This window comes from Actinoplanes subglobosus, from assembly GCF_042650585.1.
GTDB classification, from domain to species: domain Bacteria; phylum Actinomycetota; class Actinomycetes; order Mycobacteriales; family Micromonosporaceae; genus Actinoplanes; species Actinoplanes subglobosus.
Window position 1 is genome coordinate 188,301 of sequence record NZ_JBHSBL010000005.1, and the last position, 17,943, is coordinate 206,243.

General features: G+C 71.1%; 14 protein-coding genes. 7 read left to right on the forward strand and 7 right to left on the reverse strand.

The annotated features are described in order from the left end of the window. Positions 1-157 precede the first annotated feature (157 nt). Positions 158-2,092 (reverse strand): glycoside hydrolase family 3 protein, encoded by a 1,935-nt coding sequence (locus tag ACFO0C_RS04405; protein ID WP_378065196.1) that lies wholly within the window; start codon positions 2,090-2,092, stop codon positions 158-160. Between the two features lie 21 nt (positions 2,093-2,113). Further along, on the reverse strand, positions 2,114-3,382 hold the full coding sequence (locus ACFO0C_RS04410; protein WP_378065197.1) for an MFS transporter: 1,269 nt from the start codon (positions 3,380-3,382) through the stop codon (positions 2,114-2,116). Positions 3,383-3,622: 240 nt separating this feature from the next. Here ACFO0C_RS04410 and ACFO0C_RS04415 point away from each other — a divergent pair, with 240 nt between their 5' ends. The 3 genes from ACFO0C_RS04415 to proC all read left to right on the forward strand — a co-directional run bounded on the left by ACFO0C_RS04415 (position 3,623) and on the right by proC (position 8,059). Further along, positions 3,623-5,887 (forward strand): ROK family transcriptional regulator, encoded by a 2,265-nt coding sequence (locus ACFO0C_RS04415; protein WP_378065198.1) that lies wholly within the window; start codon positions 3,623-3,625, stop codon positions 5,885-5,887. 193 nt (positions 5,888-6,080) lie between these two features. After that, positions 6,081-7,109 carry a 6-phosphofructokinase gene (locus tag ACFO0C_RS04420; RefSeq protein WP_378065199.1) on the forward strand — a complete coding sequence of 343 codons (1,029 nt, stop codon included), beginning with the start codon at positions 6,081-6,083 and terminating at the stop codon, positions 7,107-7,109. 137 nt (positions 7,110-7,246) lie between these two features. Then, a complete protein-coding gene (proC, locus tag ACFO0C_RS04425; protein WP_378065200.1) occupies positions 7,247-8,059 on the forward strand; it encodes a pyrroline-5-carboxylate reductase in 813 nt (270 codons plus the stop codon). Positions 8,060-8,228: 169 nt separating this feature from the next. Here the strand turns inward: proC and ACFO0C_RS04430 are convergent, their stop codons facing one another. Further along, positions 8,229-8,906: a DUF429 domain-containing protein gene (locus ACFO0C_RS04430; RefSeq protein WP_378065201.1), complete on the reverse strand. Its 678-nt coding sequence runs from the start codon at positions 8,904-8,906 to the stop codon at positions 8,229-8,231. After that, the gene (locus ACFO0C_RS04435; RefSeq protein ID WP_378065202.1) at positions 8,903-9,376 is read right to left on the reverse strand and encodes a glutathione peroxidase; all 474 of its coding nucleotides are present in this window, start codon (positions 9,374-9,376) and stop codon (positions 8,903-8,905) included. Before ACFO0C_RS04435 ends, ACFO0C_RS04430 begins: the two co-directional genes overlap by 4 nt. 171 nt (positions 9,377-9,547) lie before the next feature. Between ACFO0C_RS04435 and ACFO0C_RS04440 the strand changes: the two genes are divergently transcribed. The 3 genes from ACFO0C_RS04440 (at position 9,548) to ACFO0C_RS04450 (ending at position 13,498) form a co-directional block, all read left to right on the forward strand. After that, the gene (locus ACFO0C_RS04440; protein ID WP_378065203.1) at positions 9,548-11,017 is read left to right on the forward strand and encodes a glycosyl hydrolase family 18 protein; all 1,470 of its coding nucleotides are present in this window, start codon (positions 9,548-9,550) and stop codon (positions 11,015-11,017) included. A 62-nt stretch (positions 11,018-11,079) separates the two neighbouring features. After that, positions 11,080-12,486 (forward strand): class II 3-deoxy-7-phosphoheptulonate synthase, encoded by a 1,407-nt coding sequence (locus tag ACFO0C_RS04445; RefSeq protein ID WP_378065204.1) that lies wholly within the window; start codon positions 11,080-11,082, stop codon positions 12,484-12,486. Next, positions 12,479-13,498: a threonine aldolase family protein gene (locus tag ACFO0C_RS04450; protein WP_378065205.1), complete on the forward strand. Its 1,020-nt coding sequence runs from the start codon at positions 12,479-12,481 to the stop codon at positions 13,496-13,498. Before ACFO0C_RS04445 ends, ACFO0C_RS04450 begins: the two co-directional genes overlap by 8 nt. Here the strand turns inward: ACFO0C_RS04450 and ACFO0C_RS04455 are convergent. Then, entirely contained in the window at positions 13,462-14,187 is a 726-nt protein-coding gene (locus ACFO0C_RS04455) for a CTP synthase C-terminal region-related (seleno)protein (RefSeq protein ID WP_378065206.1), read from the reverse strand. The genes ACFO0C_RS04450 and ACFO0C_RS04455 overlap by 37 nt on opposite strands. Before the next feature lie 71 nt (positions 14,188-14,258). Here ACFO0C_RS04455 and ACFO0C_RS04460 point away from each other — a divergent pair, with 71 nt between their 5' ends. Then, on the forward strand, positions 14,259-15,098 hold the full coding sequence (locus ACFO0C_RS04460; protein ID WP_378065207.1) for a LysR family transcriptional regulator: 840 nt from the start codon (positions 14,259-14,261) through the stop codon (positions 15,096-15,098). Here the strand turns inward: ACFO0C_RS04460 and ACFO0C_RS04465 are convergent. Further along, entirely contained in the window at positions 15,067-15,945 is an 879-nt protein-coding gene (locus tag ACFO0C_RS04465; protein ID WP_378065208.1) for a deoxyribonuclease IV, read from the reverse strand. The two genes, ACFO0C_RS04460 and ACFO0C_RS04465, sit on opposite strands and share 32 nt — an antisense overlap. Further along, positions 15,933-17,927, reverse strand: coding sequence for a Stk1 family PASTA domain-containing Ser/Thr kinase (gene pknB, locus ACFO0C_RS04470; RefSeq protein WP_378065209.1), 1,995 nt, complete (start codon positions 17,925-17,927; stop codon positions 15,933-15,935). The genes ACFO0C_RS04465 and pknB overlap by 13 nt, the downstream gene beginning before the upstream one ends. Positions 17,928-17,943 lie beyond the last annotated feature (16 nt).

Consider the following 17,943-nt stretch of genomic DNA (forward strand, 5'->3'; position numbering starts at 1 on the left):
CCGCTCAAGATCGACTCGGTGGGTGCTCGCTGCGCCTGGCCTGAGCTGACCGGGGTCCTGAGCTGACCGGGTCCTGATCCGGCCGGGGTCCTGATCCGATCGGGGTACGGAAACGCCGGCCGCCTCTTCGTGGCGGCCGGCGTTTTGTGTTGTCGGGTCAGCCCAGCTGGAGGCCGTGGTTGTTGGGGAACAGCGGGTTGGCGGTGTCGTTGGGGACGTCCTCGCGGGACGCCTCGACCTCGGCCATCGAGGACGGGAGCTCGAACGGGAGCGTTCCGGTGGCGGGGGAGCGGCCGAACAGCACGTCCAGCAGGGCTTCGTCTGACGAACCGAAGCTGCCGGTCAGGGCGGCCGCCGTCGATGCCAGCGGCGTGAGGACGGCCGGTCGGTCCAGCCAGACGTCGACGACGGTGGGCAGGGTCGCGGTCAGTTCCAGGACGGGAGCCAGCTCGTCCGGGGTCCACTCCAGGCGCCCGGCGTGGAAGAACGCCTCGAACCCGCCACCTCGCGGATCGAAGGGTGCCGCCCGCCGGACGATCGCGACGTCCGCCAGGGCCGGATCGTCGACCACCTTCGCGTATCCGGCGGCCACCTCCGGGTCGACGCCGTCCAGGTACACGGCGATCCCCTCCTCGAGCGGAAGCGTCACCGCGGCGGCGTCGGCAGTGGTGCCGGGGAAGGCGACGGCGTCGACGCCGGCGGTGGAAGAGGAGGAGGCGGTAGAGGAGGTGGCGGTGGAAGAGCAGGTGGCGGTAGGGGAGGTGGCGGTGGAAGAGGAGGCGGCGGAGGAGGTGGCGATAGGGGAGGTGGCGGTGGGGGAGGGAGACGAGGAGGGGCGGTTGGTCAGGAGGACGATCGAGCGGCGCTGGGCCTCCAGGCCGGCGGCCCGGAACGCGGACTGGCCCGCGACCCGGCCGGCCGCCGCCGGGTCCACGTAGCGGCGGTCGTCGAACAGGCCGAGGCGGAACTTGTCGCGGAGGATCCGGCGGGCCGAGACGTCGATCCGGGACTCCGGGAGACGGCCCGACGTGACCAGGTCGATGATCAGTTCCGGGCAGTGTTCGCCGCCGAGCTGGTCGGCTCCGGCCTCAAGGATGCGCAGCACGCGGGTGTGGCGGTCCAGGTGTTCGACGCCCCAGGCACGGGCCGGCATGTCGGTGCCCATGATGACCGCGTCGGTGACCAGGCCCCAGTCGGTGCAGACGACGCCGTCGAAGCCGTACCGTTCGCGGAGCAGCCCCTCCAGGACGTCGCGGTTGAAACCGAATCCGACCTCCGCGTACGACGTGTCGACCGGCATGCCGTAGTAGGGCATCACCTGGGCGACCCCGGCGGAGAAGGCGCCCTCGAACGGCTTCAGGTGGTAGTCCCACATCCCGCCCGGGTAGACCTGCTCCCGCCCGTACGCGAAATGCGCGTCCTCGCCGTCCTTCTGCGGGCCGGCACCGGGGAAGTGTTTGACCATCGCCGCCACCGAGGTGGGGCCGAGCGACGGGCCCTGCAGACCGAGGACGTATTCGTGGATCATCGACGACACCAGGTCGGCGTCGGAACCGAGGGTGCCGTTGGTGCGCGCCCAGCGGGGTTCGGTGGCGAGGTCGGCCATCGGGTGCAGGGCCACGCGGATGCCGGTGGCCAGGTACTCCTGGCGGACGATGTCGGCGAATGCCCGTACCAGCGAGGGGTCTTTGGTCGCGCCCAGCCCGATGGGCTCCGGCCACGCGGAGAAACCGCCGGCCGCCGCGGACGCCGCGGGGTTGTCGATGACGCCGTGCCGCGGGTCGGTGGAGACGGTGACGGGGATGCCGTGGCCGATGCCGGCGGCGATCTCCTGGATCCGGTTGTGCCATTCGGCCAGGCGTTCCGGGGCGACCGGCGCGAAGGTCAGGATGTTGACGTGGTTGATCAGCTTGTCCTGGAGGAGCGTCGCCGCGGACGGGATCATCTCGTCACCCCCGGCGATCGTGCCGTCCGGGTTGACCGCGATCATCGTGTGGAACATCAGGCCCGCCTTCTCCGCGAGCGTGAGCCGGGAGAGCAGGTCACCGACCCGGTCGTCGATCGGGAGGGCGGGATTCTGGTACGGGTGCATGGTGATCTCCAGGAGTAGGGCTCAGCGGGCGCCGCGGACCATGCGGACCAGCAGTGATCCGGCGATGGCGACGACCGCGCCGCACAGGAACAGCAGGCTGTAGTTGGAGTTGTCGCTGCTGCCGACCGCGAGGATCGGCGCGGCCAGGATCGGCACCAGCGACTGCGGCAGCGCGTTGGCGATGTTGAGGACGCCCATGTCCTTGGCGGCGTCGTCCGGGTCGGGCAGCACGTCGGTGGCGAGCGCCAGGTCGACGGCGAGGTAGACGCCCTGGCCGAGCCCGAAGAGCAGGGACGCGGCGAGGAAGACCCCGAAGCTGCCGGCGAACGCGATGACCACGAGCGCGGCGGTGACGACCAGGCCGGCGCCGAGCACGAACGGCTTGCGGCGGCCGGTGCGGTCGGAGAGCGTGCCGCCGACGGCCGAGCCGACGACCAGGCCGCCGGTGCTGATCAGGGTGGAGAGCAGGATGCCGTTGGCCACGTTGTCGGTGGTGTAGCCGAACCGGTCGATCAGCAGGTACGCCTGGTAGGTGGTGACCGACGCCAGGCCCATCCAGATGAGGAAGCGGCTGACGATGTTCCACACGAAGTCGGGGTGCCGGCGCGGGCTGACATAGAAGGTGTGCAGGAACTCCCGGAACCGGTAGGGCGCGAAGTGGCCCTTCTCGGCCGGCCGGTCCTTGAGCACCACGACCAGCAGCGCGACGGTGGCGACGCCGATCGCCGACGGGACCGCGAACATCAGCACGGCGTTCCCGGCCAGGGCGGCGGCGAGCGCGCTGCCGGCCAGGATCGCGACCGACGTCATCAGGCCGAGGATGCCGCTGACCCTGCCCCGCTGCTGGACCGGGATCTGGTCGGGCAGCAACGCGGTCAGCGTGGAGAGGGTGGCGTTGACGCCGAGCTGGGCGAGCGCCCACCCGGCGGTCAGGACCGCGATGCTGCCGCCGAGCGCGACGACCATCAGGCCGGCGAAGCCGACGACCATGCCGCCGATCAGCCATGGGCGGCGGCGGCCGAAGCGGGAGGTGGTGCGGTCGGACATGGCGCCGAAGAACGGGTTGCCGATCAGCGCGAGGACGGCGCCGACGGACAGGACGGTGCCGAGGGCCGCGGCCTTGTCGTCGGGGGCGATCTGAGCGACCCGGATCGACATGGTGACGATGACCGGGGTGAGGATCGTCAGGTAGGCGCCGAGCTGGGCGAGCGCCATCGCGACGATGAGTTTCGCGGGCGCGTCGGGGACGCTCGGGGTGGTGGCCGGCGGGCGGGGCTGGACAGTTGTCATCGCACACCTCGAAAGGACAGGAAAGGGGAGGATTGCCACCGGGCCGGCTTCCGGTGTTTGTTAACGCCTTGTGTGCTGAACGTATCGACTCGATTAGCGCCGAACCAGAGCCGAAAAGGCCTGCTCAACGCCATGATTTGCCTGTGTCTCGCCTTACTGCCGCCCGGTTTGCCCGCACCTGGGTGTGACCGGCGTCGCAATTGGCCGCTGATTAGGTCCAGATACGGCAAAACTGGAGTCATGTCGGGCCGCCGGGTGCATCAGGTCCGCCGGGACCTGCTCCTGGCCGCCGTCCGCGAGGCCGGCCGCAGCAGCCGCTCCGACCTGGCCCGCCGCACCGGCATGGCCCGGATGACCGTCGACCACCTGGTCGCCGAGCTTCTCACGGCCGGGCTGCTGGCCGAGGAGGCCGCGGTCCCCGACGGCACCCGCGCCGGGCGTCCCGCCCGGTCGATCGTTCTCGGTCCGGCGGCGGGTGGGGTGGTGGGCGCGATCGTCACTTCCCATGGGGTACGGGTGGCGAGCGCCGACCTCACCGGGCGCATCCTCGCCGAACACCACGGCACCGGCACCGACCTGGACGCCCTCGCCCTGCTGGTCGCCGAGTGCGGGACCGGCGTGTCCGGCCCGGCCTGGTCGGTCGTGCTCGGCCTCGGCACCGACCGGGACCACACCCTCGCCACCGGACTCCAGCAGCGCCTCGGCCGCCGGGTCATCGTCCGCACCGCCGCCGAGCTGAGTCTTCTCGGCGAGGTCGGCTACGGCGCCGCGTCCGGCCACACCGACGTCTGCTACCTGCGGGTCGGCGCCGGCATCACCTGCGGCCTGCTGCTCGGCGGAGTGCTGCACCACGGGGCGCACGCCGCCGCCGGCCGGTTCGGGCACGTCCAGATGGACGAGATCGGGTCGCTGTGCCGCTGCGGCAACCGCGGTTGCCTCGACACGATCGCCTCCGTCCCGGCCATCCTCGCCGCACTGGGCACACCCCACGGCGAGCCGGTCACCGCCACCCGCGCGGTCGAACTGTCCCGGACCGACGCCGCCACCGAGCGGATCCTCGCCGACGCCGGCCGGATGATCGGGCGGGTGGTCGCCGACCTGGCCAACACCGTCAACCCGGCACTGGTCCTGCTGGACGGGCCGTTGATCGAGCCGGGCGGCCCGATCATCACCGCCGTCGGCGAGTCGCTCCAGCGGTACGCCCAGCCCGAGGTGGCGGCCGGCACGGAGGTCCGGGCCGGGACGCTGGGGGACCGGGCGGCACTTCTCGGCGCGCTGTTCGCGGGCCTGCGGGCCACCCCGGCGGCGCGCGGTAGCCGTACCCTCGCCCGGGTTTCACCCACAGTGACCACCGCGGACCTCGCGCCGTCCGGCAGAGTGGCCTCGCCGGGGGCGCGGGAGCGGGTGGTGCGCCGCGAGATCCTCGTCGAGTCGCTCCGGACCCTCGGCCAGGCCACCCGCAGTGACCTGGTGAAACACACCCGGCTGCCGCGAGCCGCGGTGGCCGCGCTGCTGGACGCCCTGACCCGCGACGGCGTCGTCGAACCGTGCGCCGCCACCGGGCCCCGCGCCGGGCGGCCGTCGCCGTGCTTCCGCCTGGTCGCGCCGGGTGAGCTCCTGGTCGGGGTGGCGATCGGCGGCGACGGTGTCCGGGTGATCGCCACCGACGGCGCCGGCGAGATCCGCTGGTCGGGGTTCCGGTCGATGCCGCCGGCGTCGGACGGCCGGGCGATCATGAGGGACGCCGCCGGGTTCGTGCGCGAGCTGCTCGACGGCAACGGCGAGCGTCCCGGGCCGGGGACCAGGTTCGGGGTGAGCATGCCGGCGCCGGTGCACCCGCACACCGGATACCTGAGTTCCCGCAGCGTGCTGACCATGTTCGCCGGGTTCTCACCGGCCGAGGAGATCGCCGCGGTCCTCGGCCACCCGGTCCGGGTGACCAACAACGCCCAGCTCGCGGCACTGGCCGAGAGCCGGCGGGGCGCGGCCCGGGGTGCCCGCGACGTGCTCTACCTGAGCTGTGACCAGTACTGCGGGGCCGGGCTGCTGGCCGGCGGGCGGATGCACAGCGGGGCGATCGGCTACGCCGGGGAGGTCGGTCACCTCAACGTCCGCGAGGTCGGTCCGCTCTGTCTGTGCGGCAAACGCGGGTGTCTCAGCGCCTTCCTGTCGCCCGGCCACTTCGCGGCGATCTCCGACGGCGGGCCGCCCGACGAGGACCGGCTGCTGGCCCGGGCCGCCGCCGGAGACCGTCCCGCCCAGCGCGCGCTGCTCGACGCGGGCCGCCTGATCGGGCGGACCGTCACGTCGCTCGTGTCCGTCTTCGACCCGGCCGTGGTGGTCGTCGGCGGCCGGTTCGCCGAACCGGGCGGATTCGTCGTCGACGGCGTCCGGGAGTCGCTGCAACGGCACTGCGCCCCGGCCGTGGCGGCCGCGCTCACCGTGGTTCCCGCAGCTCTCGGCCGCAATGCCGAGGCGCTGGGGGCGATCGAGTCGCTGCGCTGAGGTTGCCGTTCCGTCGCGGCGCCGTGACCGCATCGAAACTGTCCGGCTTTAGTGGGCCGCCGTCGGGGTGCTCAGGTACGGAGACTAGAGTGCGGTTGCGGCCCGCCCCGGGCCGGCAACGCTGCCGACGAAATCGTCCCTGGGGCCTCGACGGGCTATCCGCATCTCGCTACCCGATCCAGGGGGAAGAAAAATGCGTATCGGCGTGCTCACCGGTGGCGGCGACTGCCCCGGTCTCAATGCGGTCATCCGTGCCGTGGTTCGTAAGGGCGTGTCCGCTTACGGTCACGAGTTCGTCGGCTTCCGCGACGGCTGGAAGGGCCCGCTGGAGGGTCTGACCAAGCCGCTCGGCATCGCTGAGGTCCGTGGCATCCTGCCGCGCGGCGGCACCATCCTGGGCTCGTCCCGCACCAACCCGTTCAAGATCGAGAACGGTGTCGAGCGCATCAAGGCCAACCTGGCCGAGATGGGCGTCGACGCGCTCGTGGCGATCGGCGGCGAGGACACCCTGGGCGTCGCCACCAAGCTGCACGACCTGGGCGTCAACGTGGTCGGCGTGCCGAAGACGATCGACAACGACCTCAACGGCACCGACTACACCTTCGGCTTCGACACCGCGGTCAACATCGCGATGGAGGCCATCGACCGGCTGCACACCACCGCCGAGTCGCACCACCGCACCCTCGTCGTCGAGGTCATGGGCCGCCACGCCGGCTGGATCGCGCTGCACGCCGGCCTCGCCGGTGGTGCCAACGTCATCCTGCTGCCGGAGCGCCAGTTCGACGTCGAGCAGGTCGCGACCTACGTGACCAAGCGCTTCCAGGTGGAGTACGCACCGATCGTCGTCGTCGCCGAGGGCGCCCAGCCCCTCGACGGCCAGATGGTGCTGCACAACCAGGAGCTCGACAGCTTCGGCCACGTCCGCCTCGGCGGCATCGGCCAGTGGCTCGCCGAGCAGCTCGAGGAGAAGACCGGCAAGGAGGCCCGCACGGTCGTCCTCGGTCACATCCAGCGCGGTGGCACCCCGACCGCGTTCGACCGGGTCCTCTCGACCCGCTTCGGCCTGCAGGCCATCGACGCCGTCCACGAGGGCGACTTCGGCAAGATGGTCGCCCTCCAGGGCACCGACATCGTCCGGATCCCGCTCATCGAGGGCACCGGCGAGCTGAAGACCGTTCCGATCGAGCGTTACGAAGAGGCCGAGGTCTTCTTCGGCAGCTGATCCACCAGGTCGCGATGCCGGGGGCGATCCGCTCCCGGCATCCGGCGTTTCTGCGACCGGCCGGTCCCGCGGCCGCCCGCCGTCCTGCTGACCTTCCGCTTCGCCGTCGTCTTGTTGTCGCCTTCGAGGAGTCCGCTTTGTCTCAGCACACCGTCGCGGTCCTCGGGACCGGCAAGATCGGCGAACTTGTCGTCGCCGGTCTGCTCCGCTCCGGCCATCCCGCCGAGAACCTGCTGGTCACCGCCCGCCGTCCGGAACGCGGTACCGAACTGGCCGAGCGTTACGGTGTGACGGTCGTCGACAACACCACCGCCGCCGAGCGGGCCGGAGTCCTGGCGATCGGTGTCAAACCGCAGGACGCCGGGGCACTGCTCGACGCGATCGGCAGCCGGATCCCCTCGGACACGCTCGTCGTGTCGCTCTGCGCCGGGCTGCCGACCGGTTTCTTCGCGTCCCGGCTGGCCGAGGGCACGCCGGTGATCCGGGTCATGACGAACACCCCGGCCACCGTCGACCAGGCGATGACCGCGATCTCGGCCGGCCCGCACGCCACCGACGACCACATCACCATCGCCGAGCAGATGTTCAAGCCGCTCGGCTCCACGGTGCGGGTTCCGGAGTATCAGCAGGACGCTGTGACGGCGCTCTCCGGGTCCGGCCCGGCCTACTTCTACCTGCTGGTCGAAGCCATGATCGACGCGGGCGTCCTGCTGGGGCTGCCCCGGACGGTCGCCCGCGAGCTGGCCGTCCAGACCGCCGTCGGGTCGGCGACCATGCTCCGCGACTCCGGCGAGCACCCGGTGCTGCTCCGCGAGGCGGTGACCTCCCCGGCCGGCACCACCGCCGCCGCCCTCCGCGAGCTGGAGAACCACGGCCTCCGCGCGGCGGTGCTCAGCGCCCTCGAAGCGGCCCGGGACCGGGCCCGAGAGATCGCCGCCCAGGCCAAGTAGACCCAGCTGCCCTCACCGCTGTCGCGAGCCCGCTGAGACGCCGGTGACGCCCGGTGCGGGGACCACCGCATTCAGCCCGGCGGCGGCGTTTCGGCCCGGACTGTCGCCTGCGTCGCGTGGGAGCCACGGGACGGCGGACGTGCGGTCGGGGGCCGATGGCCGTACCAGATCAGTAATAGATTGCGATTTTGCTGCCTTTTTCCTCTTCGGGTGGGCTCGGGTAGCTCAGGGCCGCGCCGGTGGCGACGCGATGCGCGGTCCAGGCGACGGCGGCCGCGTCGAGGATGTCGTCGGGTGGCGCCTGCCCGGCCGGGCCGAGTTTGTCCGGCAGGACGATGCCGTTGCGGGCCAGCAGTTCGCGCCGGCGGGTCTGGCCGCTCCACGTCTTCTTCGCGTGGGCCAGCGGCTCACCGGCCATGGTCCGGAAGGAGACCTCCGGGTGCGCCTCGAAGAGGAGCCCGGGATGCCGCTCCCAGATCGCATTGGCCTCCAGCAGTTTCGGCCGCAGCGCCCACGACTGCCGGCTGAGCCCGGCGCCGGTCAGCTCGCGGCAGAGCCGGTTGGCGGACGCGAAGTCGGGCTCCTGCCAGACGGCGCGCGGCGGCACCCGGAAGACACTGCCGCGGCGCGGGCCGAGCTGGTCGGCGGCGAGTGTGTCGGCGGCCCGCCAGCGGTCGGGGAGCATGCCGAGCGGGATGTCGACGCCGATGACGGCGGCGCCGGAGCTGCCGGCGACGATCTCGTAGAGGGTGGCGGCCAGCACGGCGCGCCCGAAGACGCCGTCGCGCAGCTCGACGCCGACCCAGCCGAGCGCGTACGCGTCGACGCCGATGACGTGGATGCTCATCCGCGCGGCAGCAGCTTCTCGATCGTCGCGACGAGCTCACTGTCGTCGGGTGCGGTGCCGGGCTCGAACCGGGCCGCCACGGTGCCGTCGGGGGCGACGACGAACTTCTCGAAGTTCCACGAGATGTCCGGGCCGGCGGCGACGAGCTCCCGGTAGAGAGGGTGCCGGCCAGGTCCGTTGACCTCGACTTTCTCGGTCACCGGGAAGGTCACGCCGTAGTTGACGCGGCAGAACTCGTCGATCTGCTCGGCGGTGCCGGGCTCCTGGCCGCCGAACTGGTCGCAGGGGACGCCGACGATGACGAGGCCCCGGTCACGGTAGGTCTCGTAGAGACTCTGCAACTTCGCGTACTGCGGGGTCAGGCCGCATCGCGAGGCCACATTGACCACCAGCACGACCCGGCCGCGGTAACGGTCCAATTCGGTCGCGCCGCCGGTGAGGGCGCCAATGCTGACGTCGAAGATGGTCATGACGGAAGACTACTTGCTGTGTCCGCCCGATTGCACCCCGTCGTGACGTGACCGGTGATGTTAAAGAGACCTTAAAGCTGTTCACCTGGCTTGACTGTTGTTAATCGATGTGACTACGGTCTCTTCATTCCTCTCTCTGGAAAGTTTCCTAACTGTTCGAGGAGACATCCGTTGCGTACAACCCCCCGTCGGGCGCTCATCACCGGCGCCATCGTGCTGGCGTCCAGCGTCGCCGTGCCGATGAGCCAGGCGTCCGCCGCTGCCGCCTGTGCCACCCCCTGGTCCGCCACCGCCGTCTACGTGAAGGACAACGTCGCCTCGCAGAACGGCCACAACTACACCGCCAAGTGGTGGACCCAGAACGAGTCCCCGGCCACCAACAGCACCCAGTGGGCGGTCTGGATCGACAACGGCGTCTGTGGTGGCACCACGCCCACCACCCCGCCGACGACCACCCCCACGACGCCGCCGACCACCACGCCGACGACGCCGCCGACCACCTCACCCACGACCACGCCGCCGAGCACCGGCAACAAGTGGGTCGTCGGCTACTTCGCCGAGTGGGGCGTCTACGGCCGCGGCTACCACGTGAAGAACATCGACACGTCCGGCTCGGCGTCCAAGCTGACCCACATCCTGTACGCGTTCGCCAACACCACCGGCGGCCGCTGCGCGATCGGTGACTCCTACGCCGACTACGAGAAGGCGTACACCGCCGCGGAGAGCGTCGACGGCGTCGCGGACACCTGGGACCAGCCGCTGCGTGGCTCGTTCAACCAGCTCCGCAAGCTCAAGGCCAAGTACCCGGGCCTCAAGGTGATCTACTCGGTCGGCGGCTGGACCTGGTCCGGCGGCTTCACCCAGGCGGCCGCCAACCCGACCGCCTTCGCCGAGAGCTGCTACAACCTGGTCGAGGACCCGCGCTGGGCGGACGTCTTCGACGGCATCGACATCGACTGGGAGTACCCGAACGCCTGCGGCCTCTCCTGCGACGCCAGCGGCCCGAACTCCTACGCCAACGTGATCAGCGCGCTGCGCACCAAGTTCGGCAGCAACAACCTGATCACCTCGGCGATCTCCGCCGACGGCAGCAACGGCGGCAAGCTCGACGTGGCCGACTACGCGGCCGGCATCGCGAAGCTCGACAAGGTCTTCCCGATGACGTACGACTACTTCGGCGCCTTCGCCGCGCAGGGCCCGACCGCCCCGCACTCGCCGCTGACCTCCTACACCGGCATCCCGACCGCGGGCTTCAACTCCGACGCCGCGATCCAGAAGCTGAAGAGCAAGGGTGTTCCGGCCAGCAAGATCCTGCTCGGCATCGGCTTCTACGGCCGTGGCTGGACCGGCGTCACCCAGGCCGCCCCGGGCGGCAGCGCGACCGGTGCCGCGGCCGGCACCTACGAGGCCGGCATCGAGGACTACAAGGTCCTCAAGACCAAGTGCCCGGCGACCGGCACGGTCGGTGGCACGGCGTACGCCTTCTGCGGCAACAACTGGTGGGGCTACGACACCCCGGCCACGATCGCCGGCAAGATGACCTACGCCAAGAACCAGGGTCTCGGCGGCGCGTTCTTCTGGGAGCTCTCCGGTGACACCACCAACGGCGAGCTGATCACCGCGATCAAGAGCAACGTCTGACGGGTCGTTTTTTGAGGGGGGCACCGGGAGATCCCGGTGCCCCCCTTCCGTACGCTTTCGGCATGCGCCGTGAGTGGCACCAGCTCAGTCATCCGGGAGTCGGCAACCCTGCCCTGCAGACGTCCCGCCCGTCCACGAACTCCGCCGAGGACGAGGCTCTCGGCCTCGACCACTGGCGCGGCCTGCCGCGCGTGCAGATGCCGCCGTGGCCGGACATGGCCGAGGTCGCCGAGGTCTGCAAGGTCCTCGACAACGTGCCGTCGATCGTCGCCCCCTACGAGGTCGACCAGCTGCGTCACCGGCTCGCCGAGGTCTGCGAGGGCCGTGCCTTCCTGCTCCAGGGTGGTGACTGCGCCGAGACGTTCGCCGACAACACCGAGAGCCACCTGCTGGCCAACGCGCGCACCCTGCTCCAGATGGCGGTCGTGCTCACCTACGGCGCCTCGATGCCGGTGGTCAAGGTGGCCCGCGTCGCCGGGCAGTACACGAAGCCACGCTCCGCCCCGACCGACTCGCTCGGCCTGCCCGCCTACCGCGGCGACATGATCAACTCGCTGGAGCCGGACGAGGCGGCGCGCATCGCCGACCCGCAGCGCATGATCCGGGCCTATGCGAACTCGGCCGCCGCGATGAACATGCTCCGGGCGTATCTTTCGGGTGGTCTCGCCGACCTGCACGGCCTCCACGACTGGAACAAGGATTTCGTCCGCGCCTCCCCGGCCGGCGAGCGCTACGAGGCGATCGCCCGTGAGATCGACCGCGCCCTCGACTTCATCCGCGCCTGCGGCATGACCGACTCCGAGGCACTGCGCACGGTCAGCCTCTACTGCTCGCACGAGGCGCTCGCGCTGGAGTACGACAGGGCACTCACCCGGGTCTCCGACGGCCGCGCCTACGGCCTGTCCGGCCACTTCCTGTGGATCGGCGAGCGCACCCGCCAGCTCGACCACGCGCACATCGACTTCATCAGCCGCATCGCCAACCCGATCGGTGTCAAGATCGGCCCCGGCACGTCGCCGGAGACCGCGATCGAGCTGTGCGAGAAGCTGAACCCGTTGAACGAGCCGGGTCGCCTCACCCTGATCAGCCGGATGGGCAACGGCAAGGTCCGGGACGCCCTGCCCCCGATCGTGGAGAAGGTGCACGCCTCCGGCGCCAAGGTCGTCTGGCAGTGCGACCCGATGCACGGCAACACCCACGAGTCGTCGAACGGTTACAAGACCCGCCACTTCGACCGGGTCGTCGACGAGGTGCTCGGCTACTTCGAGGTGCACCGCGGTCTCGGCACCCACCCGGGCGGCATCCACGTCGAGCTGACCGGCGAGGACGTCACCGAGTGCCTCGGTGGTGCCCAGGGCATCGAGGACCTCGACCTGCCGGACCGTTACGAGACGGCCTGCGACCCGCGCCTCAACACCCAGCAGAGTCTGGAGCTGGCGTTCCTTGTCGCCGAGATGCTCCGTGGCTGACCTGCGGTCGGACACCGTCACCCGCCCCACCAAGGGGATGCGGGCAGCGATGGCCCGCGCGGCCGTCGGCGACGACGTCTTCGGTGACGACCCGACCGTCAACGCGCTCGAGGCTCACGTGGCGGAGCTCTTCGGGCACGAGGCGGCCCTTTTCGCCCCCTCGGGGACGATGGCCAACCAGATCGCTCTGCAACTCGTCGTCCCGCCGGGCGGCGAGTTGCTGGCCGGTGCCGACGCGCACGTCGTCACCTACGAGCTGGGGGCGGCCGCGGTGCTCGGCGGCATCTCGACCCGCACCTGGCCCTCGGACGGCGCTGTTCTGAACGTCGAGCGGATCACCGACATGATCCGCCCGGCCGGTTTCCCCTCGGTGCCGACCGCGGCGATCGCCGTCGAGCAGACCCACAACCTGGGCGGCGGCGGGGTCGTCCCGCTCGGCACACTCCAGGACCTGCGGGTGGCCGCCGACAAGCACAACGTCGCCCTGCACTGCGACGGCGCCCGGATCTGGCACGCGCACATCGCCGACGGGGTGACCCTCGCCGAGTACGGCGCGCTCTTCGACACCCTCTCCGTCTGCCTCTCCAAGGGACTCGGCGCACCGGTCGGCTCCCTGATCGTCGGCAGCCGCGAGCGGATCGCCAAGGCCCGCGTCATCCGTAAGCGGATGGGCGGTGGCATGCGGCAGGCCGGCATCCTCGCCGCCGCCGGTCGTTACGCCCTTGACCACCACCTCCAGCGGCTCACCGAGGACCACGAGCGGGCCCGCCAGATCGCCGAGGCCCTCGCCCCTTACGGCGTCGTCGACCCGGAGAAGGTGCGGACCAACCTGGTGCCACTGGACCTGTCGAAACACGACGTGAGCGCCCCCGCGCTGGCGTCGGCCGCCGCCGAGCGAGGTGTGCTGATCGCCGCGATGCTGCCGCGCGTCGCACGGCTCGTCACCCACCTCGACCTCGACGAGGCCGGGGTGGATCAGGCCATCGACGTCCTCAGTGACCTGCTGGCCTGAGCGACACCCGCGGCCGCGACGAAACCACGGATGATCGGGTGCGGGTCGGTCCCGTCGCCGGCCAGCTCCGGCTGGAAGAGCGTGGCCAGGTAGAACGGGTGGTCCGCGAGCTCCGCGACGCGGACCGCCCCGCTCTCGTCGCGGCCGGTGAAACGCATCCCGTGGGTGGTCAGCAACTCCAGGTGAGCGTCGGCCAGCCCGTAGGAGCAGTGGTAACGCTCCACCGTGCGGGACGAGCCCAGCAGCCGCTCGATCAGTGACCCGGCCTCGACCTCGACGGCCGCCTCGTGCCCGGCCAGGGAACAGGACAGCTCCACGATCAGGGTGTCCTCGTCCTCCTCCTCTCCCTCCGCATACTCCGAGTGGCGGGCGGCGAGGAACCCGCACTCGTGCCGCGCGAACTCGAGCATCGCGTGCTGGAAACCACCACACGTGCCCAGGAACGGGATGCCACCGAGCCGGGCCACCTGGGCCGCCGTGATCCCGCCCTCGGCGCTCCGGTAGGGACTGCCCGGCACCAGCCAGATCCCGTCGAAGCCGCGCAGGGCGGCCGGGTCCTCCGCATCCGGCGTCGGGATCCAGTAGACGTCGATGTCCTCGTCGTCACGCAGCACGTCGAGCAGGTCAGGGATCCGGTTGTGGGCGCGGACGGTCGGTGACCGGTCGCCGACCAGGGCGATTCTCTTCATGGGTCCACTCTCGTCCCTGTGCGAGATCAGGTCCAACGATGTCTGCTGCTCTCGCTATTAGCATCGCTTATGTGGATCCGCATCTGCTGCGTACGTTCGTCGCCGTGGCCGAAACCTGCTCGTTCTCCGCCGCCGCCGAGCGCCTCAGCTACACCCAGTCGGCCGTCTCGCAGCAGATCGCCGTCCTCGAAGCCGACCTCGGAACCCCGCTGCTGACCCGCCGCCCGGTCGCCCTCACCCCGGCCGGGGAACGCCTGCACCGGCACGCCACACTCCTGCTGGCCCGGCTCGCCGCGGCCCGCGCCGACGTCACCCGGGCGGCGGCACCGCCCGGCCGCCTGATCGTCGGCCTGACCCCGCTCGCCTGGTCACGACGGATCTCCGGGGCCCTCGCCACGATCCGCGCCGAGTCGGCTCGCCTCAGCAGCCGGGTGCTGGTCGCCGACCGGGAGCGGATCGTCGCCGCGGCCGTCACCGGGGAGATCGACGTGGCCCTCGTCGACGGGTTCACCGCGCCGAACGATCCGCTGCCGCTCCCGCAGTCCGGTGCGATCGGGGTGGCCGAGGACGGCGTCGTGGTGGCGGTTCCCGGCGGCCATCCGCTGCGGGCGCGCCGGACCGTGGATCTCGCCGATCTCGCGGAGGCGTACTGGATCGACGCCCCGGTGGTGTCGCCCTTGACGAACCTGCCGGTCGACGGCCTGCGGGCGGGGTTGCGCTACGAGGGTGCCGACGTGGCCGTCCTGCTCGGGCTGGTCGAGGCCGGCCACGGACTCGCGGTCCTGCCCGCGAGCGTCGCCGGTGGGGTGGCGCTGCCCCGGCTCGTGCACCGGGTGGAGCTGCTGACCACGCCGGGCGCCGGTGCCCCGGCGCTCCGGCTCAGCCGGCTTCTGACGAGCGCAACCCCTTGAGCAGTGCGATGTCGGCGGCGTGCCCCTCGTGCTCGACCGTCGGCGTCTCCACGATGACCGGGATGCCCTCGGTCGCCGGGTGGGCGAAGAGCTCGGCGAACGGCGCGGTGCCGATCCGCCCCTTGCCGATGGTCTCGTGCCGGTCCCGGGTCGACCCGCACTCGTCCTTCGAGTCGTTGGCGTGGATCAGCTGGAGCCGGCCCGGCCCGGCCGCCTCGACCAGCGCGTCGAGCGTCGACGTCATGCCGCCCGGCGTGGCCAGGTCGTGCCCGGCCGCCCAGGCGTGACAGGTGTCGAAACAGACACCCAGCCAGGGATGTTGCTCCACCGCGGCGAGGTAGGCCGACAGGTCCTGCACCTTCGACGCCAGGCTCCGGCCACCGCCGGCGCTCGGCTCGACGAGCAGTCGCGGCAGCCCCTCGGCGGACGCCCGCTCCAGCAGCGGCAGCAACTGCTCGTGCAGCTGGTGCATGGCCTTCTCGGCGTGCGCCTCGTCGACTGAGCTGCCGGCGTGGTAGACGACGGCGGTCGCGCCGATCGCCTTACCCCGCAGCAGGGCGTGCTCCAGCGTGGCGATCGAGCGCTCCACCGTCAGCTCGGTCGGCGAACCGAGGTTGACCAGCAGCGACGCGTGGATGTAGGCGGGCAGCCCGCGCTCGCCGATCCCGTCGCGGAACAGCACGTCCTGTTTCGGGTCGCCGGGCGGCAGGGCCCAGCCACGGGAGTTGGAAACGTACACCTGGAGGGTCTCCGACCCCGCGGCGTCGGCGTAGGGGAGGGCCGCCTTGGCCAGCCCTCCCGACGTCTTGGTGTGTGATCCGATCCGGCGCAGGGTCACAGGAAGCACACCAGCTGGACGACGCTCTGCGGCGCGACCGGGGTGCCGGGACCCGGGTTCATCTGGCGGGCCGTCGCGTTGGCGTCACCGTTCATCTGGACCTGGACGCCCTGTGCCTGGAGTGCCGCGGCCGCCTGCTGGCACGGCTGGTTCGTCACGTCCTGCAGCACGATCTGCGCCGGGCCCTTGCTGAACGTGAGGGTGACCTGAGCGTTCTTCTCCACGCCGGTGCCCGCCTTGGGCGTCTGGCTGATCACCTCGTCGGCCGGCTTGTCGCTCTCCACCGACTGCTCGGCGACCTGCAGGCCCTTCTCGTTGAGCTGACGCCGTGCCTCGTTGATGTTCAACCCGACCAGGTCCGGGATGGTGATCGGTGCCTTGCCCTTGCTCAGCACCAGGGTGACGGTCTCACCGGGCTTGAGCTCGGTGCCCGCCTTGGGGTCGGTGGACAGCACCACACCCTCCGGCGCGGTGTCGCTGTACTGCCCCTTGCCCTGCTTGACCTTGAGTTTCAGCGCGTCCAGCTGGGCCTTGGCGAAGGCCAGCTCCTGACCCTCCAGCTCGGGGACCGGGTGCACCTCGGGACCGAGCGACAGGATGACGGTGATGTTGCCGCCCTTGACGATCTTGTCACCTGGCCCCGGGTCCTGCTTGAAGACCGAACCCTTGGGAACGGTCTCGCTGTACTCGCCGTCGCCGAGAATGATCTGGAAACCCTGCTGCTTCGCATACTCCGTCGCCTGCTCCTGGCTCATCGTCAGCAGCTGCGGCGCCTCGGTGTAGCGCCCGAGCGTCACCCACCAGGTGCTGCCCAGGACGACCAGGGCCATCACCGCGATCAGCGAGGTCAGGACGACACGGCGCCGGTCCTCGAAGAAACCGGACAGCCCGCCCGCGGGAGCGGCGGAACGGCGGTGCGGTGCGGTGCGGCCACCCTGCTCCGGCAGGCGGGCCCAGGCCGGCCGGTGCGACGCCTGATAGGCGGTGCCGGCCGGGACCGGCGGCACCAGCGCGGTCGCGTCGGAGGCCGGGACGGCCGGGACGAGCCGGGTCGCGTCGGAGGTGCCGGGCGCACCCGGGACCGGGCGCATCAGCGCGGTGTCGACATGCGTGACACCGAGACCCTCACGGGCGGCCTGCACCTCGGTCAGGAACGCGCCGGCGTCGGTCGGCCGCGACCCCGGATCACGCCGGGTGGCCCGGGTGACGAGCCGGTCGAGCACCGTGGGCAGGCCGCGGACGATCGAGGAAGGAGCCGGCACGTCGTTGTCGACATGCTGCCAGGCCACCTCGATCGGCTCGGTCCCGTCATACGGCACGCGGCCGGTGAGCATCTCGAACAGCACGACACCGGCCGAGTAGACGTCGGTGCGGGCGTCGGCATGCCCGTTCTGCACGAGCTCGGGGGCGACGTAGGCCACCGTGGCCATGAGCTGGCCGGAGTCGTCGACGGTGCTCGCCTCGATGGCCCGGGCCAGACCGAAGTCGGCCACCTTGACCACGGCGTCCACCAGGTCGGCCGCGCCACCGCTGGGGGCCTCGGCGACCAGCACGTTCTCCGGCTTGACGTCACGGTGCACCAGGCCGGCGCGGTGGGCGGCGGCGATCGCGGCGAGCATCTGCTCCAGGATCGCCAGGGCCTCGACCGGGCTCAGCTTGGTGCGCTGGCTCAGCAGATCACGCAGCGTGCGGCCCTGCACGAACTCCATCACCAGATAGGGCAGGCCCTGATGGCGGCCCTGATCGTAGACCGCCACGACATTGGGGTGCGTCAGGCGGGCGATCGTCTTCGCCTCGTCGGTGAAACGGTCGACGAAGTGAACGTTGGTGGCCTGCGACGGGTGAATGATCTTCAGCGCGACGGTGCGCTCAAGCCGCTCGTCGGTGGCCCGGTAGACGGTCGCCATGCCACCACGGGCGACGCGACCGGTGATCCGGTAGCGCCCGTCAATCGTTGTGCCGATCAACGTATCGGCGACTGTGGTGTCCATCGGCGTGAAGTGTATG